The 24,885-nt window shown below is 41.7% G+C and carries 29 protein-coding genes; 26 read left to right on the top strand and 3 right to left on the bottom strand.

All coding sequences use genetic code 11. The features are described 5' to 3' along the window. Positions 1–3 precede the first annotated feature (3 nt). From F3G91_RS06065 to F3G91_RS05995, 15 genes are all read left to right on the top strand, one after another. On the top strand, positions 4–708 hold the full coding sequence (locus tag F3G91_RS06065; RefSeq protein WP_149701025.1) for a hypothetical protein: 705 nt from the start codon (positions 4–6) through the stop codon (positions 706–708). A 103-nt stretch (positions 709–811) separates the two neighbouring features. Beyond that, positions 812–1,423: a hypothetical protein gene (locus F3G91_RS06060; RefSeq protein ID WP_149701024.1), complete on the top strand. Its 612-nt coding sequence runs from the start codon at positions 812–814 to the stop codon at positions 1,421–1,423. Beyond that, positions 1,420–2,169 carry an ABC transporter permease gene (locus F3G91_RS06055; RefSeq protein WP_149701023.1) on the top strand — a complete coding sequence of 250 codons (750 nt, stop codon included), beginning with the start codon at positions 1,420–1,422 and terminating at the stop codon, positions 2,167–2,169. Before F3G91_RS06060 ends, F3G91_RS06055 begins: the two co-directional genes overlap by 4 nt. Then, entirely contained in the window at positions 2,166–2,858 is a 693-nt protein-coding gene (locus tag F3G91_RS06050; protein WP_149701022.1) for an ABC transporter ATP-binding protein, read from the top strand. Before F3G91_RS06055 ends, F3G91_RS06050 begins: the two co-directional genes overlap by 4 nt. 75 nt (positions 2,859–2,933) lie before the next feature. Then, positions 2,934–3,854: an ABC transporter substrate-binding protein gene (locus F3G91_RS06045; protein ID WP_149701021.1), complete on the top strand. Its 921-nt coding sequence runs from the start codon at positions 2,934–2,936 to the stop codon at positions 3,852–3,854. 136 nt (positions 3,855–3,990) lie between these two features. Continuing rightward, positions 3,991–4,266, top strand: coding sequence for a NifU family protein (locus F3G91_RS06040; protein ID WP_009295267.1), 276 nt, complete (start codon positions 3,991–3,993; stop codon positions 4,264–4,266). Then, positions 4,253–4,807 carry a hypothetical protein gene (locus tag F3G91_RS06035; protein WP_009295268.1) on the top strand — a complete coding sequence of 185 codons (555 nt, stop codon included), beginning with the start codon at positions 4,253–4,255 and terminating at the stop codon, positions 4,805–4,807. Before F3G91_RS06040 ends, F3G91_RS06035 begins: the two co-directional genes overlap by 14 nt. Further along, positions 4,785–6,068: a UDP-N-acetylmuramoyl-L-alanyl-D-glutamate--2,6-diaminopimelate ligase gene (locus F3G91_RS06030; RefSeq protein ID WP_149701020.1), complete on the top strand. Its 1,284-nt coding sequence runs from the start codon at positions 4,785–4,787 to the stop codon at positions 6,066–6,068. Before F3G91_RS06035 ends, F3G91_RS06030 begins: the two co-directional genes overlap by 23 nt. Positions 6,069–6,086: 18 nt before the next feature. Further along, complete coding sequence (locus F3G91_RS06025) at positions 6,087–6,656, top strand: HI_0983 family protein (RefSeq protein WP_149701019.1); 570 nt, start codon at positions 6,087–6,089, stop codon at positions 6,654–6,656. Between the two features lie 17 nt (positions 6,657–6,673). Further along, entirely contained in the window at positions 6,674–7,021 is a 348-nt protein-coding gene (gene panD / locus F3G91_RS06020) for an aspartate 1-decarboxylase (protein ID WP_021087260.1), read from the top strand. A 3-nt stretch (positions 7,022–7,024) separates the two neighbouring features. Further along, the gene (locus F3G91_RS06015) at positions 7,025–7,339 is read left to right on the top strand and encodes a YbaB/EbfC family nucleoid-associated protein (RefSeq protein ID WP_002941513.1); all 315 of its coding nucleotides are present in this window, start codon (positions 7,025–7,027) and stop codon (positions 7,337–7,339) included. Continuing rightward, positions 7,336–8,445, top strand: coding sequence for a DUF7488 domain-containing protein (locus F3G91_RS06010; protein ID WP_149701018.1), 1,110 nt, complete (start codon positions 7,336–7,338; stop codon positions 8,443–8,445). The genes F3G91_RS06015 and F3G91_RS06010 overlap by 4 nt, the downstream gene beginning before the upstream one ends. Continuing rightward, positions 8,442–9,341, top strand: coding sequence for a polyprenyl synthetase family protein (locus F3G91_RS06005; RefSeq protein WP_149701017.1), 900 nt, complete (start codon positions 8,442–8,444; stop codon positions 9,339–9,341). The genes F3G91_RS06010 and F3G91_RS06005 overlap by 4 nt, the downstream gene beginning before the upstream one ends. Positions 9,342–9,448: 107 nt before the next feature. Continuing rightward, positions 9,449–11,359 (top strand): transketolase, encoded by a 1,911-nt coding sequence (gene tkt / locus F3G91_RS06000; RefSeq protein ID WP_149701016.1) that lies wholly within the window; start codon positions 9,449–9,451, stop codon positions 11,357–11,359. 57 nt (positions 11,360–11,416) lie between these two features. Further along, entirely contained in the window at positions 11,417–12,211 is a 795-nt protein-coding gene (locus F3G91_RS05995; protein ID WP_103598708.1) for an undecaprenyl-diphosphate phosphatase, read from the top strand. 72 nt (positions 12,212–12,283) lie between these two features. On the opposite strand, the gene F3G91_RS05990 is transcribed toward F3G91_RS05995, so the two are convergent. The 3 genes from F3G91_RS05990 to moaC are packed head-to-tail and all read right to left on the bottom strand — an operon-like array spanning position 12,284 to position 14,249. Further along, a complete protein-coding gene (locus F3G91_RS05990) occupies positions 12,284–13,522 on the bottom strand; it encodes a hypothetical protein (protein WP_149701015.1) in 1,239 nt (412 codons plus the stop codon). A gap of 9 nt (positions 13,523–13,531) precedes the next feature. Then, entirely contained in the window at positions 13,532–13,798 is a 267-nt protein-coding gene (locus tag F3G91_RS05985; protein ID WP_149701014.1) for an HP0495 family protein, read from the bottom strand. Continuing rightward, a complete protein-coding gene (moaC, locus tag F3G91_RS05980) occupies positions 13,773–14,249 on the bottom strand; it encodes a cyclic pyranopterin monophosphate synthase MoaC (protein ID WP_180543840.1) in 477 nt (158 codons plus the stop codon). The genes F3G91_RS05985 and moaC overlap by 26 nt, the downstream gene beginning before the upstream one ends. A 419-nt stretch (positions 14,250–14,668) precedes the next feature. On the opposite strand from moaC, the gene F3G91_RS05975 reads away from it, so the two are divergent. From F3G91_RS05975 to F3G91_RS10435, 11 genes are all read left to right on the top strand, one after another. After that, on the top strand, positions 14,669–15,487 hold the full coding sequence (locus tag F3G91_RS05975) for an ATP-dependent protease (protein WP_149701013.1): 819 nt from the start codon (positions 14,669–14,671) through the stop codon (positions 15,485–15,487). A 12-nt stretch (positions 15,488–15,499) separates the two neighbouring features. Beyond that, positions 15,500–18,088, top strand: coding sequence for a Sec-dependent nitrous-oxide reductase (gene nosZ / locus F3G91_RS05970; protein WP_149701012.1), 2,589 nt, complete (start codon positions 15,500–15,502; stop codon positions 18,086–18,088). Positions 18,089–18,169: 81 nt separating this feature from the next. After that, complete coding sequence (locus tag F3G91_RS05965; RefSeq protein ID WP_149701011.1) at positions 18,170–18,925, top strand: cytochrome C; 756 nt, start codon at positions 18,170–18,172, stop codon at positions 18,923–18,925. Then, entirely contained in the window at positions 18,918–20,174 is a 1,257-nt protein-coding gene (locus F3G91_RS05960; protein ID WP_149701010.1) for a nitrous oxide reductase family maturation protein NosD, read from the top strand. The genes F3G91_RS05965 and F3G91_RS05960 overlap by 8 nt, the downstream gene beginning before the upstream one ends. Then, on the top strand, positions 20,167–20,844 hold the full coding sequence (locus tag F3G91_RS05955; protein WP_048809891.1) for a 4Fe-4S dicluster domain-containing protein: 678 nt from the start codon (positions 20,167–20,169) through the stop codon (positions 20,842–20,844). The genes F3G91_RS05960 and F3G91_RS05955 overlap by 8 nt, the downstream gene beginning before the upstream one ends. Next, positions 20,841–21,392 (top strand): c-type cytochrome, encoded by a 552-nt coding sequence (locus tag F3G91_RS05950; RefSeq protein ID WP_012140534.1) that lies wholly within the window; start codon positions 20,841–20,843, stop codon positions 21,390–21,392. Before F3G91_RS05955 ends, F3G91_RS05950 begins: the two co-directional genes overlap by 4 nt. Further along, complete coding sequence (locus F3G91_RS05945; protein ID WP_012140533.1) at positions 21,389–21,850, top strand: c-type cytochrome; 462 nt, start codon at positions 21,389–21,391, stop codon at positions 21,848–21,850. Before F3G91_RS05950 ends, F3G91_RS05945 begins: the two co-directional genes overlap by 4 nt. Before the next feature lie 2 nt (positions 21,851–21,852). Continuing rightward, a complete protein-coding gene (locus tag F3G91_RS05940; RefSeq protein ID WP_149701009.1) occupies positions 21,853–22,752 on the top strand; it encodes a NapH/MauN family ferredoxin-type protein in 900 nt (299 codons plus the stop codon). A 9-nt stretch (positions 22,753–22,761) separates the two neighbouring features. Then, positions 22,762–23,415 (top strand): ABC transporter ATP-binding protein, encoded by a 654-nt coding sequence (locus tag F3G91_RS05935; RefSeq protein ID WP_103580951.1) that lies wholly within the window; start codon positions 22,762–22,764, stop codon positions 23,413–23,415. Then, positions 23,408–24,235 (top strand): ABC transporter permease, encoded by an 828-nt coding sequence (locus F3G91_RS05930; RefSeq protein ID WP_012140532.1) that lies wholly within the window; start codon positions 23,408–23,410, stop codon positions 24,233–24,235. Before F3G91_RS05935 ends, F3G91_RS05930 begins: the two co-directional genes overlap by 8 nt. A 133-nt stretch (positions 24,236–24,368) precedes the next feature. Then, complete coding sequence (locus F3G91_RS10435; RefSeq protein WP_223227834.1) at positions 24,369–24,614, top strand: hypothetical protein; 246 nt, start codon at positions 24,369–24,371, stop codon at positions 24,612–24,614. The last annotated feature ends 271 nt before the right edge of the window (positions 24,615–24,885 follow it).

The raw sequence follows: 24,885 nt of genomic DNA, 5'->3' as shown, positions 1-24,885 counted from the left end.
CTCATGGGATATGACAAGCAAATGAGCCAAAATGAGATAGATGAGCTTAAAAGCTTTGTTAGTCAGACCGAGGCGCTTGGCTTTGGAAGACTTTACGAATCGATCATCGGATACTATCCAACAAATGTCGATCTCTTCGCGAAAGAGTACACGTCAAAAGATGATAGCGGCACCTTGCTTGGACTTAGACACAAGAGCCACGTGGAGGGCTTTGAGATACTTGATAAGGACCTGAGCGTCGAGGAGTTCAAGGATAGATGGCTGGACTATGCGCTGAGGCAATATCTTGGCGAGAGGGTCGGCGTGGAGAGTATTACGATAGGCAAGAAGGCCATCTCAATGCTAACTAGCACGAACAAGCCACCGATCGAATATGAGACAATGCAAAGTATAAATTTCACTGACGATGAGAGCAGGCAGAGATTTTTAACGCTGATGAAGGCTGGCATGAAGAGCAGCGCGAAATTTAAAGAGGTGATAGAGGGCGTGCTGTCGATTTATAATGTGCAAAACACGGACAAGCTTGACGGCAACAAGGTCTATGCCTCGGTGATCGGCCGAAGCGAGAAGCTAGCGACCTACGATATCAATAAAGATGAGAAATTTGCCTATCTTAAGGAGCTAATGCGCCTTGAAAAAAGCGGCATAGACATACTAAAACTGATGGAGAAAAGCCAAAAAAAGCGAAATTTAGACGTAAAAGTCTAGCTGTTTTTATAAATTTAACCTCCAAAGCCATCTTTTTACTTTCAAGTGATACAATTTTGATTTTAATTATTACATTTTGCTTTTAAATTTGACGGGAGCTCTCATGAAAAAAGTGGTTTGGTTAAATCCTGTTGTAAAAAACATCTACGACTTTGCCGCACTTAAAGAAATTTTGCAAGACAAAGGTTTTAGCGTAGTAGAGTGCGAAAAAGACCACGTTAAAAGCGTAAAAAACGCATACAAAAACGCTCTGGCCCAAAGTGAGCTTATTTACGATAGCCGCTGTCCGAGGGCTGTAAATTTCATCAGGGCAAATTTCAAAGAGCAGGCCGTATTCATCTCAAATTTAAACCCCATTTTAATAGAAAGCGCGCTTGAGCTTAGCTCAAAGCTAAAAGAGGACGAGTGGCTTTACGTGACGACACCTTGCGAGGAGTTGGCAGAGCTTGGCAGAGGGCTAAATTTAGCGCGAACCACATTTTTGACATGGAGAAGCTTTAGGGAGCAAAACGCTATAAATTTAAAGACGCGCAACATCGAGCAAAGTCCGGTACCACCGGGATTTTTCACAAATTTGGGCGTAAAAACACTAAGTCTTAGTAGTAAAGAGAGGATAGAAAACGCCCTTTCATATAAATTTAGCGAGCTTAAAAACTACCAGATCATCGAGCTTTTATACTGCGAAAACGGCTGTCACAACGGAGATGGGCTGTGAGGGAGATATTTAAAAAGAGCATTTTGATCCTAGCGATCTTTGCTATCTGGCAGGTCGTTTGCGAGCTAGAAATTTTCACGCCGTATATCCTGCCAAGTCCGCTAGCTACGCTAAAGACGATGTATAGCATGAGCCTAAGCGGCGAGCTTGCCACGCATACGATCATCAGCTTTAAGCGCATATTTGCAGGATATGCTCTCTCGTTTGCCATAGCGCTCGTGCTTGGCGGTATAGCGGCACTTTTGCCAAAGATCAGCGTTTATTACGAGTGGATACTGGAGTTTTTTAGAAATATCCCTCCGCTTAGTTTGATCGCGATTTTGGTGCTTTGGTTTGGCATAAACGAGACACCAAAGATCATCATTATCATCCTAGCTTCGTTTTTCCCGATGTTTTTAAGTATCCAAAAGGGGCTAACTAGCTGCGATATAAAGCTCATCGAGGTTGGCAAAATTTTTGGCTTTAGCAAATTTGAAATTTTTTACAAGATCATCTTAAAAAGCGCGCTAAAAGATATCTTTGTCGGCATGCGAATAGGCTTTGGCTACGCCATGCGCGCGATCATTGGAGCTGAGATGATAGCGGCTTCAAGCGGGCTGGGCTACTTAATCCTTGACGCAGAGGAGCTCTCACGCGCAGATAGGATATTTGTGGGCATTTTTACGATCGGCATTTGCGGTGTGCTCATAGATAGGCTCTTTTTGCTTTTGATAGCGAAATTTAGCCTTTTGCGAGGTGAGAAATGATAGAAATTTCAAATTTATCCAAGCATTTTTTTATAGGCGAAAAGCGGATCGACGTTTTAAGAGAGCTAAGCTTAAACATAAAAAAAGATAAGATCACCGTCATACTTGGTAGAAGCGGTTGTGGCAAAACTACACTCTTGCGCCTTATCGCTGGTCTTGAGAGCGTAAGTCAGGACGAGATAAAATTTAAAGAGCAAGCAAAGATCGGCTTTGTCTTTCAAGAGCCCCGTCTCATGCCGTTTCTAAACGTCTATGAAAATATCGTTTTTCCTCTTAAAAAGCAGGAGATAGAGGCCGCAAAAATCGATAGTTTGATATCGATGATAGGACTTAGCGACTTTAAATTTGCCACCGTTTCGCAGCTCTCTGGCGGCATGAGCTCGCGCGTTTCGCTTGCTAGAGTGCTTGCGTATGAGGCAAATTTGATCCTTATGGACGAGCCATTTGCCGCGCTTGATGCCTTTACGAGAGCTAGCATGCAGGCTGAAATTTTAAAAATACAAGCTGGCAAAACCATCATTTTTGTCACGCACAACATCGACGAGGCGCTATTTTTGGCTGATGAGATCATCTTGCTTGAAAAAGGCGGGATAAAGTCAAACTACGAGCTATCAAATTTAGCAAGGCCAAGAGATCTGCTAAGCGAGGAGCTAATAGCGATAAAACGCAAAATTTTGAGTGAAATTTAGGTAAATAAAATGATAATTAAAACCAAAATAAAGCAAAAGATTATATAATCTTGAAAATTTTTAAAAGGAGCAAGTATGAGAAAGTTTTTTAAGGTTTTGTGCGCGGCCTCTTTGCTTTGTCTAGTCGCAAATGCAAGCGAGGGCTTAGATAAAATCGGCATGACCTACGTCAAATCGCCGCTAAACGTCCCATCGATTGTCGATAAATTTAAAGGCTTTTACGCGAAGTCTTTTGGCGTGCCAGTCGAGTACTCTGAGATCACCTCGGGTGCCAAGCAAACGCAAGCGCTCGCTTCAAATTCGCTCCAGTTTCTAAACTGCGTGGGCGGCACTTCGGTCATACTTGCAGCGGCAAATAAGGCTGATATAAAGATCATAAGCGCCTATTCAAGGGCACCAGAGGCCTTTGTCATATTTTCTAAAGACCAAAATATCAAGTCGCCAAAAGATCTAAAAGGCAAAAAAATAGCAGGCCCAAAAGGCACGATCTTAAACGAGCTTTTAGTTAGATATCTAGCGCTTGGCGGACTTAGTATAAACGACGTAGAGTTCATCTCTATGGGTATCCCAGCTGCGCAAGCTGCACTTGAAAACGGCAGCGTCGATGCAGCGCTTCTTGCAGGACCAGCGGCCTACAATGCTCAAAAATCAGGCCTAAATGTAGTGACAACTGGCAAAGGCGTCATCACACCAGTCATCGTCACGGCAACAAGCGGAGAGTTTTACAAAAAGCATAAAGACATAGTTGAGAAATTTAAAAAGGCTCAGGACGAAATTTTAGACTACATCAAAGCAAACGAGGATGAGGCGCTTAAATTTACGGCTGAAGAGACTGGGCTTAGTATAGAGGCGGTAAAGAGCATGTATCCTCAGTATGACTTTAGCTCAAAGATCACGGCTGATGATATAAAAGCGCTTGAAGCTACGCAAGAATTTATGCTTGAAAGCAAGATGATAGAGCACAAAATCGATATAAAATCACTTCTACTAAACTAAACTTAAAGGGCAAATTTGCCCTTTTTTCTCACAAAAAACCACCAAAATTTAAAGCCAAAATGCCCCCAGCAAAAGCCTAGAAAACGTTTGTTTGCACTTTATCTGCTATAATAGCTAAAAAATTTAAGGAAAAAATATGATCCCATTTAGTGATGAAGAGCTTTTAAAACCAGTGACTGCGAGTTTGCAAAAGGTGCTGCCTATGCTTGAAAATGACGGCGGCGGCATGGAGCTACTTGGCATAAAAAACGGCAAAATTTACGTAAGACTAACAGGACATTGTCATGGATGCGCAGCTAGCACAACCACGCTAAAATACGGCATCGAAAGGCAACTTCGCATAGACATTCATCCAGAGCTTGAGGTCATAAATGTCCCAATAGGCGAGGAATTTGACATTGATAGATTATAAAAAAATAGGCATAAAATATTTCAAACGCTCTAAATTTAAAGATGCGATCTTTTACTTTTCACTAGCCTACGAAAAGACGCAGGAGAAAAATTTACTATTTTTGATACAAATTTGCTCTCTTGGCGAGGAAAATGCCGAGGAGGCAAAGCTCTTGTTTGACTACTACATGGCGAAGGTAAGAGCCGGCGAAGACGACGAGGGCGTGGAGGAAATTTTAAAAATTTTAGAGTCCAGAGACGAGGAGAGCGAGTATTTTGAAGAGCAAGACGCGATCAGCTACGAGGACTTTAAAAGGGCTGTTTATAAGGACGGCAGCTTTAAAAAGGTCTTTGAAAACATCATGTTCTCAACCAAGGTAATGATCTCAAACAAAGACGATTTTTTGGAATTTTTAGGAAATTTGATAAAAAATGACTTCATCGACATGAGCATGAACTACCTTGAGAGTGCGGCGGTGATGTTTGGCGGCGACGAGCGTATAGATCAGCTTTTTAAAGAGATACAAAAAAGACAAAACGATGAAAATATCAGTAGAAAATAGCTTCATAACAGATGACTCAAACGAGTGCGAGCAGGGTGCATACTTTGTGCAAACTACTGCAAATGCGAAATTTGCAGAGGACGCGGCAAAAAAGGGCGCTAAGATAATCACCCTTGAAGAGTGCAAAAAGCTTTTAAAGATCGATGAAAGCTTAAAAATAGTTGGCATCACAGGGACAAATGGCAAGACCACAACGGCTGCGGCTATCTACGAGACTTTGCGAAATTTAGGTAAAAAATGCGGCCTAAGTGGCACCAGAGGGGCATTTATAGAGGGCGAGCAGATAGATGACAAGGCGCTTACAACAAGTGCCATTTTAAAGACGCTCTCATACCTAAAAGTAGCCAGCGAGCAGGGCTGTGAGTACTTCGTGATGGAGGTTAGCTCGCACGCGATCGCTCAAAAGCGCATAGAGAGCTTGAAATTTGCTCTAAAAATTTTTACAAACCTAACTCAAGACCATCTCGACTACCACAAGAGCATGGAGGAGTATGCTAGGGTTAAGTCGAGCTTCTTTGACGATGAGAGCGTAAAGCTCATAAACATTGATGATGGTGGCGTTAAATTTAACCCAAAAAACGCCTACACATACGCGGTCAAAAAGCCAGCCAGCTTTGCGCCGATAGTTTATGGGCTAAAAGACGGCATAGACGCAGTTATCAAGACGCCAAATGGCGATGTAGAGATAGACTCAAGCCTTCAAGGCGAGTTTAATCTTTACAATCTAATCGCCGCCCTTGGCGCCGTTTGCCTTCTTGAGCGTCCAGACGCAGCCGCACTTTCAAAGGCGATAAGTAAATTTAAAGGCGTGAGTGGTAGGATGGAGGTCGTTAGCACCGATCCGTTAGTCATCGTGGACTTTGCCCATACGCCTGATGGCATCGAAAAGGTGCTAAACTCGCTTAGACATCTAAATTTGATCGCAGTCTTTGGCGCAGGCGGCGATAGAGATAGGACAAAGCGCCCTAAAATGGGAGCAATAGCCCAAAAATACGCAAGAATTTGCATAGTCACAAGTGACAATCCAAGAAGCGAAGAGCCAGAGAGCATAATCGATGAAATTTGCGCTGGCATGAGCCAAAATGAAAATTTGATACGAAACGCCAACCGCAAAGAGGCGATCGCGCTAGCCATTAGCAAGCTAGAGCCTGGTTGGGCGCTTGTCATACTTGGCAAAGGCGACGAGCCATATCAGGAGATAAAGGGCGTCAAGCACCCATTTAGCGACAAAGAAGTAGTGCTTGAAATTTTATCCCACTAGCTTACGAAAGGAAAAACGATGAATATTTTAAATTTAGCCCTTGTGGCTGCTTGTAGTGCGCTGCTACTAGGATGTGCCACCGCTCAAAAAGAGCCGCAAAAGCCACAATCTAGCGCAAACCAAAAGAGCTATCTGGTGAGTAACCTACCACAAAAGATAGAGTATGACGGCCAAATTTATCACCAAAAATACCAAAATGAATTTACGGTGGAGTATTATTTGGAAGATGAGGGCGGCTATGGATGGAGTAAGCTAATCAGCGTTACCTATGCGCCAAGCATCAAAAACATAGATGATTTTATAACAGCGATAAAAAAAACCACAGATCCAAAAAAGGGCAAATTTAAGATAGAAAAGATAGGTAGCGACAGCTCTTACCGTGAGGAAATTTACTATCCAGAGCCAAATAATCCAAAATTTAACAGCTACGAGATAACACTAGATGTTACAAAAACGAGCGAGTGTGGGCTAGTCGGCGTATCTTTTGCTAGAAATTTCAAAACTCTTGACGAGCTAGAAAAGACGCTAAAGGCAGAGAAATTTAACGAGAAATTTTTAGCAAACAGACCAGTGATAGAGTGCAAATAAACTAAACAAGGCAGAAAATGACAATAGAAATTTTAGCTAGTAAGATCCACAGAGCCGTCGTAACAGACGCAAATTTAAACTATGTTGGCTCGATCAGCATCAGCGAGGAGCTTATAAAGGCTGCAAATTTGATAGAAAATCAAAAGGTTGAAATTTTAGACGTAAATAACGGCGAGAGATTTGCCACCTACGTGATAAAGGGCAAAAAAGGCGAAATTTGCCTAAACGGCGCAGCTGCTAGAAAGGTCTGCGTTGGCGACGTGGTCATCATCGTGGCGTATGCTAGTATGAAATTTAAAAAGGCTAAGAAATTTAAGCCAACCATCGTGCACGTAAATAACAAAAACGAGATCATAAAGGAGTAGGCGATGTTTGAGGGATTTGACTTTTCAAAGATGGGGCAGATGCTTGAAGATGTGCAAAAGCAAGCCAAGCAGATGGAAGAAGAGAGCAAGAATAAAGAATTTGGAGCAAAAAGTGGTGGTGGGCTGGTGAGCGTTAGAGCAAACGGCAGCGGCGAGATACTTGATATCAGCATAGATGATAGCTTGCTTGAAGATAAAGAGAGCATGCAAATTTTGCTAATAAGCGCCGTAAATGACGTGCTAAAGTCGGTTGAGGCCGATAAGAAAAACACCGCTTCAAGGATGCTTGGCGGCCTTGCTTCGATGGGGATAAAATGAGACTAAATTATAAATTTGCCCTTGCTTTTTTGCTATCAGCGCTTTGTCTAAACGCCGATCCTAGGCCTACGCAAGAGGACTTTAACGCCTGCTTTGAAAAGAACAAAAACTCGATCGTCTCGGTAAATAAACACTTTGGCGTGGCTATCACTAAAAATTTGATCGCAGTGCCAAAAAGCGAGGGAGCTCCGCTTGGCGAATATGTCAAATTTGACCCATATTTGCAGCTTTTCTTAGTGCGCTCTAGCAAGGAGCTAAGCCCTGTCGTGATGGCTGATGAGACCAACGAGGAGCGCATAAAAAAGAGCACTTGGGTTGGCATCTTAAACGACTCTAATAACACCGTCATGGGTCACATCAAGTCTTTGGGGCAAAATTTAGGCGACTTTGACACGCTAAGTTTTGAGTACAACGCAACTGGCGAGATAAACACGCCTTGTTGCAAGATGATAGGCATAGCTGTTGGAGCTGATAAATTTATACCAAATCGCTATCTAAAGCACTTTGTATCTTACGATGATGTCTATTACGGCGATATCGGCGTGAAATTCTTACAAAAAGAGGATAAATTTTTTGTGGGTCTTGTTGATCCACTGGGCCGCGGTAAGATGATGATGGTAGATGATGAGCTTGTTAGTGTAAATGGCATCAAGCCAAAGAGCCTAAGAGAGTTAAACGAGATGGTGCTTTTTGCTCCAAAGGGCGCAAAACTGGATATCATCGTGAAGCGTGATAGGCAAGAGCTACTCTTTCAAGTCCCAGTAAGCGGGGATGTGAAATTTAACCAAAGCCTAGACATTGACTCTCCTTCAAGCCTTGACCTGCCAAATTTAAATGTCATGCCAAAGTCGCCTGAGAGCTTGCTAGATGATAAAGTTTTGGTGGATTATGGTATCACGGTTGATAAAAATTTAGTAGTTACTAAGGTCGAGCCAAAGTCAAATGCCGACATCTTTGGCATCAAGATCGGCGATAAAATTTTAGGCTACAACAAAGAGAGTGTGAATAGCCGCGAGGAGCTTTTAGAAAAGATTAGCGACCTGCAAAATTTCGTGCTTTTATTTACTAGAAACGACTTTCAGTTCTTTGCAAGAGTGCCAAAATGAGCCTGCTTGAGGACTTCGTAAAATTTCTAAATGCAAATTTGCCAAAGGCGCCGAGCTTTCATCCTTACTACGAGGAGGCGCTTGGCGTTATGCTAAAGGCTGGAGGCAAGCACTTTAGGGCGCTTTTGCTTCTTGGTGTGGTCGAAAATGTGGATAAAAGCCTCACGCAAAAGGCGATGAGAGTGGCTTTGGGGCTTGAGATGATGCATACATACTCGCTCATCCACGATGATCTGCCGTCTATGGATAACGCAAGCCTAAGGCGTGGCACTCCAACGCTTCACGTCACATACGACGAGACGACTGCGATACTTGCAGGAGATGCGCTAAACACGCATGCTTTTTATGAAATTTCACGTGCCAAGTTGCCAGCTGACACGCGTATAAAATGCGTTGAAATTTTAAGCGAGAATGCTGGCGTTAGCGGCATGGTACTAGGTCAGGCGCTTGATTGTTTCTTTGAAAATACAAACAAAGATGACATCAAAAGAGCAAAGGCTAAATTTGGGCTCTCTGGCAAGATGCTAAGCCTTGATGAACTAGTCTTTTTACACATCCACAAAACCGCAAAGCTCATCGCTGCAAGCCTAAAAATGGGCGCTGTGATAGTAAATTTAGACGAAACAGAGTGCGAGAAAATTTATGATATCGGCTTAAAGCTTGGGCTTGCTTTTCAGATACAAGATGATATCATCGATCTTACAAGCGACGAAGCGGCCGCTGGAAAGCCCGTGCATAACGATCTAGCTAAAAACTCATTTACAAATTTACTTGGTCTATCTGGTGCAAAAAAGAAAAAAGATGAGCTTATTTGCGAGATAGAAGAGGCACTAAAACAGATAGATGCAAGCATTGCAAAAATGATCTTAGAGCTTACAGACAAGCACCTAAGATAGTGCGTAAATTTTGTAAATTTATATCACTTTTTAGACATTTTGGGCAAAAATGCAAGGCAAGTTTTAATCACTTTTTTGTATAATCTGACGCAATAAAAGGAGATCATATGCTAAAAAAACAAGCCGATACTATAAGATTTTTGTGCGCTGATATGGTGCAAAACGCTAACAGCGGACACCCAGGTGCTCCTATGGGCCTAGCCGATATCATGGTGGTTTTAAGCAACTTTTTAAAACACAACCCTAAAAATCCAAAATGGCTAAACAGAGATAGGCTCGTTTTTAGCGGTGGTCACGCATCAAGCTTGGTTTATAGCTTCTTACATCTAAGCGGCTACGATCTAAGCCTAGATGAGCTTAAGAAATTTCGCCAACTTGGCTCAAACACCCCAGGACACCCAGAAATTCACACTCCAGGCGTTGAGGTGGCTACTGGCCCACTTGGTCAGGGCGTAGCAAATGCAGTTGGCCTTGCCATGGCAGAAAAATACGCTGCAAACGTGCTAAACGAGCCAGATAATAAAATAATCGATCATAAAATTTACTGCCTTTGCGGCGACGGCGATCTTGAAGAGGGCATAAGCTACGAGGCATGTTCGATCGCAGGAAATTTAAGACTAGACAACCTTGTGCTCATTTATGATTCAAACAACATCACGATAGAGGGCGATACAGCGATCGCATTTAGCGAGGATGTCAAGGCGAGGTTTGAGGCGCAGGGCTGGGAGGTCGCACGCATCGACGGACACGACTTCAACCAGATCGAATTTGCACTTGAACAAGCAAACGAGAAAGAGTCGCCATATCTCATCATCGCAAACACGCACATAGCACGCGGCGCAATGGAGCTTGAGGGCAGCCACCACAGCCACGGCGCACCGCTTGGCGAAGAGATCATCAAAAAGGCAAAGGCCGCAGCTGGCTTTGACCCTGAGAAGAAATTTGCTATCGACGAGGACGTGCTTTTAAGATTTAGAGGTGCAGTTGAAAAGGGCGATCTTGAAGAGGCGATGTGGAACAAAAAGGTTGAGGCGTTAAGCATTGAAGGCAAAAATTTATTAAACTCACTTCTTAATCCAGACTTTAGCAAGATCGAATTTCCAGACTTTAGCGACAAAAAGCTAGCCACAAGAGATACAAACCACGTCATTTTAAACGAGATAGCGAAAAAACTCCCTGGCTTTATCGGCGGTAGCGCTGATCTTGCTCCTTCAAACAAGACCGAGCTAAAGGGCATGGGCGACTTCCCAAATGGCAAAAATATCCACTACGGCATCAGAGAACACGCCATGGCAGCTATCAACAATGGCATCGCCAGATACGGTCTTTTCTTGCCATTTTCAGCGACATTTTTCATCTTTAGCGACTATCTAAAGCCAAGTGCAAGGATAGCAGCGCTAATGGGCATCAAGCACTTTTTCGTCTTCACACACGATAGCATCGGCGTTGGCGAAGATGGTCCGACACATCAGCCTATCGAGCAGCTTAGCACATTTAGAGCGATGCCAAATTTCTACACTTTCCGCCCAGCTGATGGCAACGAAAACGCAGCTAGCTGGCAAGCGGCTCTAAATTTAAACGCTCCAAGTGCATTTGTACTTAGCCGCCAAGGGCTTGACCCACTTGCAAAAGGCGAATTTGGCGAGGTTGGCAACGGCGCATATCTTTTAAGCTCGGCAAAAGATGCAAAGATCACATTTATAGCAAGCGGCAGCGAGGTCTCACTCTGCGTAAAAGCAGCCGCACTTTTAGCTGAGCAAGGTGTGGGTGCAAACATCGTATCAGCGCCTTGTTTTGATCTACTTTGCGAGCAGCCAGCTGAGTATGTTGCTAGAATTTTAGATAAAAATACAACCATCATCGCAGTTGAGGCAGCAACTGGCTATGAGTGGTATAAATTTGCTGACGCAGTTTATGGCATGAACAGCTTTGGCGCCAGCGGCAAGGCAAATGAGCTATTTGATCACTTCGGATTTACTCCGCAAAAGCTTGCAAATTTTGCTAGCGAACTTATATAAAATTTAACTTTGGGGAGTAAAATCCCCAGCTACAATCTAAAATCAAAAAGGCATTTTATGGAAATTTCTCACGTTATCGTTTTGGCCTTGGTGCAAGGCATAAGCGAGTTTTTGCCGATATCAAGCTCGGCTCATCTCATCTTGGTGCCAAAGCTACTTGGCTGGCCAGATCAAGGGCTTGCTTTTGACGTGGCAGTGCATGTTGGTACGCTAAGCGCGATACTTTTTTATTTTAAAGATACGATTTTTAAGCTACTTCACGACTTTTTTGCCTCGATCGCGCAAAGAAAGATGGTGGGTGATAGCTTGCTTGTCTGGTGCGTGGGATTTGCCACTATCCCAGTTGGCATCTTTGGGCTTTTGTTTAACAACGTGATCGAAGAGTACGCAAGAAGCGGCGTTGTGATCGCAGTTACAACGATCATCTTTGGCATCGCACTTTACTTTGCTGATCTTCGCTCAACAAACAAAAGCGAATACGAAATGACCATAAAATTTGCTCTCATCATAGGCTTAGCGCAGGCTGTGGCGCTCATCCCTGGCGTCTCAAGATCAGGCATAACGATGACAGCGGCACTTTTTTTAGGATTTAGCCACAAAGGCAGTGCAAATTTCTCATTTTTACTTTCGATACCTGTCATTATCCTAGCTGGCGGACTTGAGAGCATCAAGCTTATAAAAGATCCAAATGCGCTTCCTTGGAGCGACATCGCCCTTGGCGTCATCATAAGTGCAGTTAGTGCTTATATCTGCGTGAAGCTATTTATGGGGATCATCTCAAGGATCAGGATGCTACCTTTTGTCATCTACCGCTTGATCTTGGGTGCGTTTTTACTCTATCTATTTTTATAAATTTAAGTTGTAAAAGGGCTAGGTTGGATAGACCTAGCCAAAATGATAAATTTGCCAAAAAGCTTGGCAAATTTACTCCTCTTTTTTATCTTTTTTTATGACGTTTAAAAAGTCTTTTGCGGCTTGATAGGCTCTATCGCCAAATTTCTTAGCTTCTGTTTTTATATCCATTTGTTTGATGTCTTCAAGCTTGTCGTTCGCCTTTTTCTCAAACTCCGCGATATCTTGCTTGAGGCCTTCAAGCTTGTCATTGGCGTCAAAATTTAGCTTTAGCTTTTTGCTCTTGTCATTTAGCTCTTGCTTTAGAGCTTCAAATTTATTATTTGCCTCGCTCATAAGCTTAGCAACGCCGTTTGACTTTAGCTCTTCAAGCCTTGAGCTGATCTGCTCTATCGCTTGATCACTTATGCGTTTAAATTTTGCTAGATTTGTGTCAAGCTCGCTATTTATCACGCTTTCGATCTCGCTTTTAGCTACGCCATCAAATTCGTTTTCAAGCTCTTTAAGAAGCGCTATAAACTCTTCATCTACGTTTTTTAAATTTAAAAGCTGTGAGTTTAGCCTTAGCTCGTCTGGAGCAAATTTAGCCTCATCTTTTAGCTTTTCAATAGCTCTTAAAATGCCATCTCTCGTGCCATTTATCGCGCCTTTTATGAGCTCTTTTGCAAATATATGCCCCTCATTTGCTAAATTTCCAGCTGCACTGATGATATTTTTTGAAATTTCAAACATTCGCTCTTTGCTAAACTCCCCGCCTCTTATCGCAGCGTAGGTCATATTTTTAGCTATCGCACCAGCAGTCTCTTCGACATCTTTTGCACCTTCAAGTGTCGTTAGAAAGGCGATTTGAGCGCTCTCTTTTAAGATACCAAGCATCCTTGTTTCTCTGATAATGGCGTTGTTTAAAAGCTCTAAAATTTCCTCTTTTTCGCCAAAATTTCTATCTTTTACGACCTCTTCGGCCGCTTCAAATGAAATTTTTAGCCTATTTTTTATCTCTTCACGCTTTGTCTCGATGGCTCTATTTATCTCATCTCTTTTATCAAATAGCTCATAAAGCTCCTTCTCTTCGCCGCTAACTAGGGCCTGATTTATCCCCTCCATAGCGCTTTTTAGGTTTTTGGCATTTATGAGGCTCTCTTTATCCATCTTGTCGTAAAGCTCGTTCATCTTTTGCTTCAAAAGATCAGGCAGTGTGTTTTCGTCTTTGTCTGAGACGTCCCTAAAAAAGTCGTTGCAAAGAGCCTTTATGCTAGTTAGTAGCCCCTCGCTATCTTTATAATCACGTAAATTTTGCTCAAGTTTATCCATATTTTTACCTTATAAAACGTATTTTGCTTCGTGTTTTAGGGCTGAAAATATCTCCAGTCTCTCTTCTTCGCTCAAAACTAGCACGGTTAGATCATAGCTAGCGTATTTTTTATCCTTGCTAAATTTTGAAAAAACTAGCTTAAATTCTCTATCTTTTACTATCTCTTTTACCTTCTCTTCGGCATTTACGCCAGCGTCAAATATCACTTTATACTCCCAGTGTGTTGGGTAGTCGATTTTTGCCTTTTTATTATTTAGATCGCATATATTCGCCACTTTTGCCTCCTGTTTTGCTCTCTAGCACGATGTTGTCTATCTCCATGCCCTTATCTATGGCTTTTACCATGTCGTAAATGGTAAGAAGTCCAACGCTCACGCCTGTTAGCGCCTCCATCTCAACGCCTGTTTTGCCCTCTATCTTGACACTCACGTAAAGCTTAAAAGCGCAAATTTCAGGCAGCTCCTCGATGTCACAATCCACACCCAAAATGGCTAGTGGATGGCACATAGGTATTAGCTCGCTTGTCTTTTTAGCGCCCATTATCGCAGCGACGACGGCTGTTTGGATGACTGGGCCTTTTTTGCCGGTATTTTCTTTGATCGCCTTAAAAGCATCTTTGCTCATTTTGATGATCCCGCTAGCAGTTGCTACTCTTTTTGTGGGATCTTTTGGGCTTACATCGACCATCTTTGGACGATCTTTTTCATCTAAATGTGTTAGCATTATCTCTCCTTTTTTTGATGGATTATAGCCTATTTAAGCAAATTTAAGTTATCAGCAAATTTAAGCAAAAAAATATCAAAAATCTAAAAATTAAGCTTTGCTCAAAAGGCAAGAGGATTTTTTCATTTCTTAATATAATTATCTAATTTAAATAATTTTTTTAAAAAAATATTTATAATTTAAATTTTTAATGCATAATATGCCTAAAATACGAACTTTTATAGATAATAAATTTTATCAAAAGTATATTTCTATCCGTTAAATTACAAAGTCTATTTATTGTAAATAGCAAAATTTAAAAAAATTTACTGATATTTTTCTTTAAATGCTTAAAAAAGTAAATTAATCGCTAATTTGCTTTTAAGAGTTATGCTTGTATAGTTTTTACAAATTTTAAATTTACGATGAAAGCAACCTAGATAATGAAATTTCTGCTATGTCTTAGCTTATCTTTGATGGCGCTTTTTGCTGAGAGTAAGGGCTGCTTAGTCGATGAAAATAGTCAAAACATCATCTTTGTAAAAGATGGCGAGACAAAAAGCCTAGGGCTAAAGGAGAAAATTTACAAAGATCAAAGATGTGCTTACGATGAGAGCTCTTTTTACGTTGCAAATTTAAACAACGAGATCGTAAAGGTAACTAGCGAGAAGGAATTTTTATTTGCACTGCCAAATGTTGGCTGTAAGGTTTCAAATATCTTGCTGGATAAAGAGAAAATTTACGTCGCTTGCGATATGGCAAATGTCGTAACAACCGCCATTTTTGACAAGAGTTCTAAAAAATTTATATCAAAAAATTTTAACAATGTTTATAAAATTTCTAGCTTTTTACCGCTTGGTGAGGGAGTGTTTTTTACAAGCTTTAATGGCAAGGCATTTTTGCTTGATAGCAAGCTTAATGCAAAAGAGCAAAAAAGCGTTGGCTTTGCGCCCATTAGTGCCTGTAAATTTAGTGATGATGAAATTTTCATAGGCTTTAGAAACGGAGAAATTTTAGATCTTAAAAGTGGAGCTAAAAAGCAAATTTTAAGATCTAAAATTTCAGCTCTTGCTTGCGCGGGAGATGAAGTTTTAGTAGCTAGTGAGGACGGAGTAATCTATAAATTTGACAAAAGCTTTAAGCTAAAGGGTAAAAAAGAGCTTTTTAGCGGCGAGATAAAAGAAATTTTTATAGATAAAAACGTGCTTGTTGGCGTGGATCTAGGTAATAAGACAAAGAGTTTAGAGATAAATTCATTTTAAAAAGGAGAGTAAATGCAAAAGTTATTTTGTGTCGCAAGTGCTGCGTTGCTTGGGCTATCTTTAACTGCTGCTTGTGCTGCTAGTAGTGACCTTGAAAAAGTCATGAAAGAGCGCGGGCTAAGCGAAAAAGATGTCCTTGCAGCTGCTAAGACTTATCAGCCAAGCGGTAAAAAAGATGATTTCATCGTCTTTTCATCTGGCGGGCAGAGTGGTCAAGTGCTAGTTTATGGCGTTCCGTCGATGAGAATTTACAAATACATCGGCGTTTTCACCCCAGAGCCTTGGCAAGGATATGGCTATGACAATGAGTCAAAAGCTGTTTTAAAACAAGGCAACATCAGGGGCAAAGAGATAACTTGGGGCGATACACACCACCCAAATTTCACTGAGAAAAATGGTGAGTATGTTGGTGATTATCTATTTATCAACGACAAGGCAAACCCAAGGATCGCTGTTATAAATTTAAAAGACTTTGAGACAACTCAAATGGTCGTAAACCCTATCATGAAGAGTGAGCATGGCGGTAGCTTCATCACTCCAAACAGTGAGTACGTCATCGAAGCTAGCCAGTACGCAGCTCCACTTGATGATAACTATCACTCAATGGACGACTACGAAGCCGTTTATAGAGGTGCTGTGACATTTTGGAAATTTGACTATCCAAAAGGCAAGATCGACGAGAAAGCATCTTTCTCACTTGAGCTTCCTCCATACTGGCAAGACTTAAGTGACGCTGGTAAGGGCGAGAGCTACGGTTGGGGCTTTACAAACTCAATAAATAGCGAGATGTATACAGGTGGTATCGAAAAAGGTCTTCCTCCATTTGAGGCAGGCGCTAGTAGAAACGACACCGACTTCTTGCACGTTTATAACTGGCAAATTTTAGAAAAACTTGCACAAGACAAGAAAAACTACAAAGTTATAAATGGTCACAGGGTAGTTACGATAGAAGCTGCTGTAAAAGCTGGAGCACTATTTTTGATCCCAGAGTCAAAGAGCCCACACGGTTGTGACGTAAGCCCAGATGGCAGATACATCATCGTTGGCGGTAAGCTTGATACTCACGCATCAGTTTATGACTTTAGAAAGATCAAAGAGCTAATCGACAAAAAAGAGTACGCTGGCACTGACCCATACGGCATACCTATCTTAGATAGAGAAAAGTCAATGCACGGACAAGTCGAACTTGGCCTTGGACCACTGCACACATCATTTGACTCACAAGATGGCATACTTTATACTTCACTTTACGTTGATAGCCAAATCGTAAAATGGGACTACAAAAATTTAAAAGTGCTTGATAAAGTAAATGTTCATTACAACATTGGTCACCTTGACACAATGGAGGGCAAATCAGCAAAACCTAAGGGCAAATACGCAATCGCTCTTGATAAACTTTCAATCGATCGCTTCAACCCAGTTGGCCCACTCCATCCACAAAACCATCAGCTAATAGACATCACTGGTGCAAAAATGGATCTAATCTATGATATGCCTATCCCACTTGGTGAGCCACACGACGTTGTCTCAATCGCTGCTAGCAAGCTAACTCCAGCGCTTACTTACAATATGGGTACAAACTCAAGAACAGGCGAGGCTAGCCCATACGCAACCCTAGCTGGTCAAGAAAGAGTTGAGAGAAACGGCAAAAACGTAACTGTCTATGCGACAATGATCAGAAGCCACATCAACCCAGAGCACATCGAGGTAAATAAAGGCGATAACGTAACTATCCACCTAACAAACCTAGAGCGCGCTCAAGATGAGACTCACGGCTTTGGCATCGACCTTTACAACATCCACGCTTCACTTGAGCCTGGCAAAACTGCTTCAGTAAATTTCGTAGCTGATATGGAAGGCGTCTTCCCATACTACTGCACCGAGTTTTGTTCAGCACTTCACCTAGAGATGATGGGTTATTTACTTGTTAAAGATCCAAATAAAAAATATGAATCTGCAAAAAATAGCAAGCTAAAAACTCTAAGTCCAGAGGCTCTAAAAGCTGAGTACGACAAAGTAATCGCAACTAACAAAGCAACTGATGATGTTATCCAAGAGGTTGTTAAATACCTAAAAGAGAAACATTATGAGAAATATCCAAAAGTAAAAGCTTTGGTTGATGACGCACTTGATCAATACGGCCACATCAAAGAGGTAAAAGCTAAAGCTGACGAAGCTTACAAAAAAGGCGACGTAAATGGCGCTATCCTTTGGGAGTACCAAGTATGGCAATACATGGTTAAAACTGCTGACGTTGGTCTAAGAGCTAAAAACAACCTAGCTAAAGAGATCGCAACTCCGATGAGCCCAGCTGCTGCAAAAGGCGAAGAAGCTTATCTAAAAGGCGGATGTAATGGCTGCCACGTTATCGGTCAAGTAAGCTCAGGTCCAGATCTAACTGGCGTCTTGCTAAGACATGAAAACGGCGAAAAATGGGTAGCAGACTTTATAAAAGACCCTGCTAAATTCTATAACGACGACTACGTTAAAGCGATGATTGATTTCTTTAAACTTAGAATGCCAAATCAGCACATGAGTGACGAAGAGATCAAAAATATCATCCAGTATCTAAAATGGATAGACGAAAACGCAGGTATGTAGTTTTAAGGGGCATTTTTGCCCCTTTTAAATTTTAAAATTTAACTTTTGCTAGGCTAAATTTTAAAATTTAAAGGAGAGATTATGAGTAAATATAAAATTTATACCATTGTTGCACTTATCATCATGAGCGTTTGTTTTACTCTGCCAGTTCTTGGCTGGCACGGAGCAAAAGATCGTATAGCTAATGGCGACGAGCTACCATCTTATGCTTACACCATCTACGATCTTTATAGCTCATTTCAGTATAAAAACCACCTTTTACCAAAAGAGGTAGCAAGTGATCTTCATAAGATGATCGAGCAAAAAGCAGAGATCGGCACGCCATCACTCCCTATCTGGTACGTATCTCTTGAAGCGCCAAACTATCCAAAGGCAGCCTTTCCAGATGGCATACCTGTATATTTTCACGTAGATGGATATAGTGGCGACGTGCACGAGATGAATACGATAAACCACTACATCGGCATGTATCCTATGGAGCATGGCGGCAATGTCGAGCGAGCGATCGCACCTTACTATCTACTTATCGCCACACTTTGCATGCTTGCATTTTTATACTATGACGGTAAATTTAACTCGCTTCTCATGGTGCCAACCATCATCGCACCAGTGCTATTTATGAGCGCATTTGTGGGCTGGCTATACTGGTATGGACACAATATGCAAGAGTGGGGCGCCTTTAAGATCAAGCCATTTATGCCAACGGTCTTAGGCGATGGTAGCGTGGCGCACTTTACAACGCACTCTTATCCAACTATCGGCTTTTGGGTGATGATGGTGATGAGCGTGCTTTGCATACTTGCGGTATTTTCAAAGAAAAAAGAGCTAAATGCGTAAATTCTCTAAATTTGTCCTTGTTTTTTTGCCACTTTTTGGCTTTGCAAATGTCCTTCAAGATGCGATAAATAACGCTAGCCCTGGCGATGTGATAAAGCTAGGAGATGCCGTTTATGAAGGGGGCATAACGATAAATAAGCCTCTTACTATCATCGGCGAGGGCAAAAATGCCCACATAAAAGGGGAGGGCAAGGGCAGCGTTATAAAGATCATCGCTTCAAACGTGACACTTAAAAATTTAAAGATAAGTGGCAGTGGCAACGACCTTGGTGAACTTGACGCTGGCATAGGCTGTGACAAGGCAAATAACGTTGAAATTTCTAAAAACGACATAAGCGATGTGCTTTTTGGGATTGACTTTAAAGAGTGCAGTAGCTCAAAGATCACTGAAAACAACATCACCTCAAAAAAGGGCGCTAGCCTTGGCTTTAGAGGTGACGCGGTGAGACTTTGGTATAGCCATGAAAATTTGATCGAGCACAACAATATCCGTGACAGTCGTGACATGGTCGCATGGTACGCAAGCCACAATAAATTTCTAAGCAACAAAGCAGTTGGCAGCAGATATTCACTGCATTTTATGTATGCTAATCAAAATTTAGTCGAAAATAACGAATTTATCGGCAACGCTGTTGGTATGTTTTTTATGTATTCAGCTAGTTCAAATATAAAAAATAACCTAGTTATGGATAGCGACGGCGCCTTTGGCATCGGCATCGGACTAAAGGACGTGTCTGACTTTACGATAGAAAACAACACTCTTGTCTATAACGCGCGTGGCATCTTGCTTGATAACTCGCCGTTTCAGCCAGGATCAACTATAAATTTTATAGGCAATAAAATTTTACACAACGTAGTTGGCGTCTATTTTCACGCCACGCAAGGCACAAGTATCTTTGAAAACAACGACTTTATCGGCAACATGGACATCGTCGTAAACGACACCCCAGGCGAAAAGATGCTACTAAATAGATGGAGCAAAAACTATTATGACGAGTATGAGAGCTTTGATAGAGATAAAGATGGCTACGGCGACACGCCATTTTTGCACCTCTCATACATCGATCAGCTCTGGCAGTACTATCCAAATTTGCAGTTTTTCTATGGCTCAAGCGTCTTTAGCGTCTTAAATTTCTTAGCTAAACTCGCTCCATTTTCTGAGCCGATAAAGCTACTTGAAGATAGTTCGCCTAGGATAAAACCGCTTGATGTTTCAAATTTCAACGCTTTAAAGGCGAAACGTGGATAGAAGAAATTTTATGATAATAGGCTCAGCCGCAGCAGTGGCTGGATACGCCATAGGCAAGTTTTTGCCAAAAAGTAGTGGCGACAAACTCTATCTTAGACCGCCAGGTGCTGTTGATGACTTTGATGATCTTTGCGTAAAATGCGGTCAGTGCGTGCAAGTCTGCCCATATCACAGCATAAATTTACTTGATATAGAAGATGGCTACTCAAGTGGCTCAGCTCACATCGACGCCAAAGAGCGAGGATGCTACTTGTGCGACCTTTTCCCATGTGTGCTAGCCTGTCCTAGCGGTGCGCTCGATCACGCGACAAAGGTTGTGGGCGATGTCAAAATGGGCGTTGCAGTTTTAAGTGACACGGCTGCCTGTTTGAGCGTTAAAAGAGAAAATTTAAGCGAAACTGGCATTAAACATCTGCTTGATCGCAAAGCCTATAACGACAGAGAAGAGGCGTTAAAAGATAAGATAAAAGGCAAGATCGGTCAAATTTGCGATCTTTGCGTCACGCTTTGTCCAGTTGGCGATAGCGCGATAGCAATGAGCGAGGCAAATTTGCCGCTTATAAAAAATGGCTGTGTTGGTTGTGGGGTTTGTGCTGAGGTCTGCCCAGCAAAGATCATAAATATCGCCCCAAAGATGAGTTATGATGAAATTTACAAGGAGAAAAAATGAGAGTAATAATACCTTTAATAGCTGCTGCGTTGCTATTTGTCGGCTGTGAAAAGAGCGAGGACAAAGCGCAAGAGGCTGCTAGCGAGCAAGGTGCAAAAGTAGCGACAAGTGCTAGTATAAAGGTCGAAAAAAGTGAAAATAATGAGAGTGCAAATAAGCAAAATGAATTTATAAAATACGACATGCACGGCGAAAAAAGCGTTAAATTTGGTCTTGAAGATAACAACGTAAGCCGCCAGATCGGGGCGCTTGCCATGGTAAAAAGCCCGCTTCAAAGTATAAATTTAAGGCTTATAAAGGGCAGACTTAGCAAGAACTTCATCACAAAGTGCTCAGCCTGCCACGACGACTATGCAAATGGCATAATCGGACCATCTCTTTTAACAAAGAGCGAGGATGAAATTTTCAAGATGATAAACGCCTACAAGAGCAAGGAAAAGGTAAATGTTTTGATGCGTGATCTTATTAAAAAGATGGATGAGAGTGAGGTTAGAAATTTAGCCAAAGAGATAAGCGATTTTAATGCGCAGTTTAGGAGCAAACAATGAAAATCGGAAAAATCATAACGATCATTTTAGCGGTGCTGATATGTGGCATCATGGTGTTTATGCTAAGCCAAACTCCGCCTAAAAAGGAGAAAGCAGAAGCTAGTGTTCAGCCAAAAGTGGAGCAAAATTTCACAAAGCAGCAGTCAAAGTCTAGCGAAGAATTTGCCAGCGAAGATGAGCTAAAAAAGGTAAAAGAGCTAAGCCTAAGCGTGGCTAAGACGCAAAATGAAGGCGTTAGCAGGCAATACCTAACCTCTTGCGCACCATGTCACGGCGCAAATGGCAAGGGCGTCGTAGCGCCTGATATCACTCATCTAAGCAAAGAGGATCTGCTAAAAAAACTGGCTGATTATAAGGCTGGCAAGGTGCAAAACACGCTTATGAAGGGCTTGCTGACAAATGTTAGCGACAGCGATCTAAACAACCTTGCTGATGAAATTTCTAAATTTAAAAAGTAAAAATGGATAAATATAACGTTCGTGCGACCGTTAGAAATGTAAGCTTTCTAAGCACGCTAATAACGACTACAAAAGATGGCAAAAAGCGCCCAAGCATACGTTTTTGGCGAATTTTTACTATCGTATTAGTGCATCTTTTATTTGTGCTCTCTTATAGGGTCGATGTGCAAATTTTAGAGGGCGACATCAGCGCTTCAAGGATACTTGGCTTTCACCTAGCAGATGCATTTATGAGCTTGCAAGTCTTTTTGGCAACGCATGAAATTCATGTAAATTTACTAATTGGCTCGCTTAGTATCCTAACCTTTTACATCATTTTTGGCGGTAGGGGCTTTTGCTCGTGGGTTTGCCCGTATTCACTCATAAGCGAGATAGCTGAGAAAATTCATGAAAATTTACGCGCCAAAAAGATAGTAAAGCCGAGAGTTTTTGATACAAAGTGGCGATACGCTTTTACTATTTTGTTTTTGGCTCTTAGCTTTGCTAGCTCAAGTCTTGTCTTTGAAATTTTTAACGTCGTTGGGATATTTTCAAGATTTATCATCTATGGCTACTTTCACGCTATCTGGCTAGTTGTAGCTATGCTTGTGGTTGAGATTTTCTTCTCACGCAGGGCTTGGTGCAGATATGTCTGCCCTATTGGAGCGACCTATTCGCTACTAGCTAAGCCAAATGCGATAAAGGTCAGCTGGGATAAAGAAAAGTGTGACCACTGCTTAGTTTGCACCGATGTTTGCCTAGTGCCACACGTGCTTTTTATGACAAAAAAGGGCGCAAAAACTGACGATAGTAAAAAGCTCTTTAGGATAGCTGGGGCTGACTGCACGCTTTGTGGCAGGTGTATCGACGTTTGCCACCAAGATGCGCTTAAATTTGACAACGGCTTTAAGAAACTCATATAAGGAAATTTTTTGATAGATATAAAAGAAGTAACGAAAATTTTTGGCTCGCAAAAGATACTTGATAGCGTCAGTCTAAATGTAAAAGCTGGCGAAAAGATAGCGATACTTGGGCAAAATGGAGCTGGCAAAAGCTCGCTCATGCGTATCATCTTGGGCGAGTTTGTGCCAAATAGCGGAAGTGTCGCGATAAATGGCGTAAATACCCTAAAAGATAGAAAAGAGGCGCTGAAATTTATCTCATTTGTGCCCCAAACCCCGCCACCGCTTAAATTTAGCCTGCGTGAGCTTTGCGAATTTGTCTGCAAAAGCTCAAATGTCAAATTTGAAGAGATAGAGAAATTTAGCAAGCTTTTAGAGCTTGATCTGCATGCAAATTTAAACAAGTCCTTTTACAAACTCTCTGGCGGTATGAAGCAAAAGATGCTAATAGCCATCGCATTTGCCAAAGATAGCGAAATCTTGATGTTTGACGAGCCAACGGCAAATTTAGATGTAAAAGCAAGGGAGTCTTTTAAAAATTTACTTGACAACTTCACGCAAAAAAAGACGCTAGTTTTCATCTCGCACCGCATAGATGAGATCGCTCATTTGCTCGATAGATGCGTCTATATGGACCTTGGCAAGATCATCAAAGAAGAAAATTTAAGGAGCAAGAGTGAATAACCTTTTTTTAATAGCAAAGCTAGACGTCAAAGAGTCGTTTCGCTCAAGGTGGTTTGCGATCTATGCGCTTCTTTTTTCTGCTTTGATGATAGGATTTTTATTTAGCGGAGTGACCGACTCGCGCGTGCTAGGCTTTTCTGGACTAACAAGGGCGCTACTTTTGTTTATACAAATTTGTGTCATCATCGTGCCGATATTTATCCTTATCTCAACCGTTAGAAGCATAAATCAAGACAGGGATACAAACCTGCTTGAATACGTGCTAAGCTTCCCGCTAAGCCTTAAAGAGTACTACTTTGGCAAGGCGCTTGGGCGGACATTTGTCGTTTTTGTGCCGCTTTTGTTCTCGCTTTTGCTTTGCGTGGTGGTTGGCTTTATAAAGGGCGTGTCGATACCTTGGGGCGTGCTGGTGCTCTACTTTGGTCTGCTTTTTAGCCTAAGTATCGTCTTTTTATCGCTTGGCTTTTTCATCTCAAGCCTTATAAAAAACCAAGAAACTGGCCAAGGCGTGGCGTTTTTGCTCTGGCTTATCATGCTAGCTTTTATCGACTTAGCGCTCATTGGGCTGCTTATGCGAAGCTCTGTCGATGAGTACGTCATCTACTCTATCGCGATGTTAAATCCGATTGAGCTTTTTAGGATAGCCGCACTTAGCCTTTTTGACCCAAATTTAGCAGTCATAGGTACTGCATCTTACTTTATATTAGGCACATTTTCAAAAACGACCTTCGTAGCTTATGCGATCATCTATCCTTTGGTGCTTGGCGTGATCTTACTAGTTTGCGGCTATTTGGGCTTTAGCAAGAGAGATCTTGTTTGATTGTTTTTTGTTAAATAAGAGTTGGTTTTAAATTTAGACGAGGCTTGTATTATTCCACTTGTCCAACAAGAAACCTCCTTTTTGTAATGACCCCCTTTCCCCCAAAGGGGGTTTATCTCTCTCAAGGAAATTTATGAAAAAATCCATTTTATTTTTAGCCTTTGCCGTTTTATCTCTAAGTGCAAACTGGGATGAAAATATGCAAAACTGCATCAACAAAAGTGACGCAAAAGCTTGCGAGAGCTTTACTAAAAAGCTTTCAAGCGAGTGCGAGAACAAAGACAAAACCTCTTGCTTTTTATATGCTGATATGCTAGGGCGAGGTCTTGGCGTGGAGAAAGATCTGGTTAGATCTTATGAGATATTTAAGTCGCTTTGAGAAAATGGCAGCAGCGAAGCTTGCTACGAGCTAGCTACAAAATATCTGCAAGGAAACGGCGTAGAGCAGAGCTTTGATCTATCTGCAAATGCCCTTGATAAAGCTTGCAAAATGGGCAGCAAACGAGCCTGCAACGTCTTAGAACTCGTACCTAAGAATTAAAATTTATCTGAAATTTATATGTATGACGAAGCAAATTTTAAAATTCCACTCACTCGCAAGAATTGACTACTAAAATTTGGCTTCGCTTATCGCTTAGCTCAAATTTTAG

Origin of the sequence: Campylobacter concisus (assembly GCF_902460715.1) — a bacterium.
In the GTDB taxonomy this organism is placed as follows: domain Bacteria; phylum Campylobacterota; class Campylobacteria; order Campylobacterales; family Campylobacteraceae; genus Campylobacter_A; species Campylobacter_A concisus_AK.
This window is presented reverse-complemented; position numbering and strand designations above follow the sequence as displayed.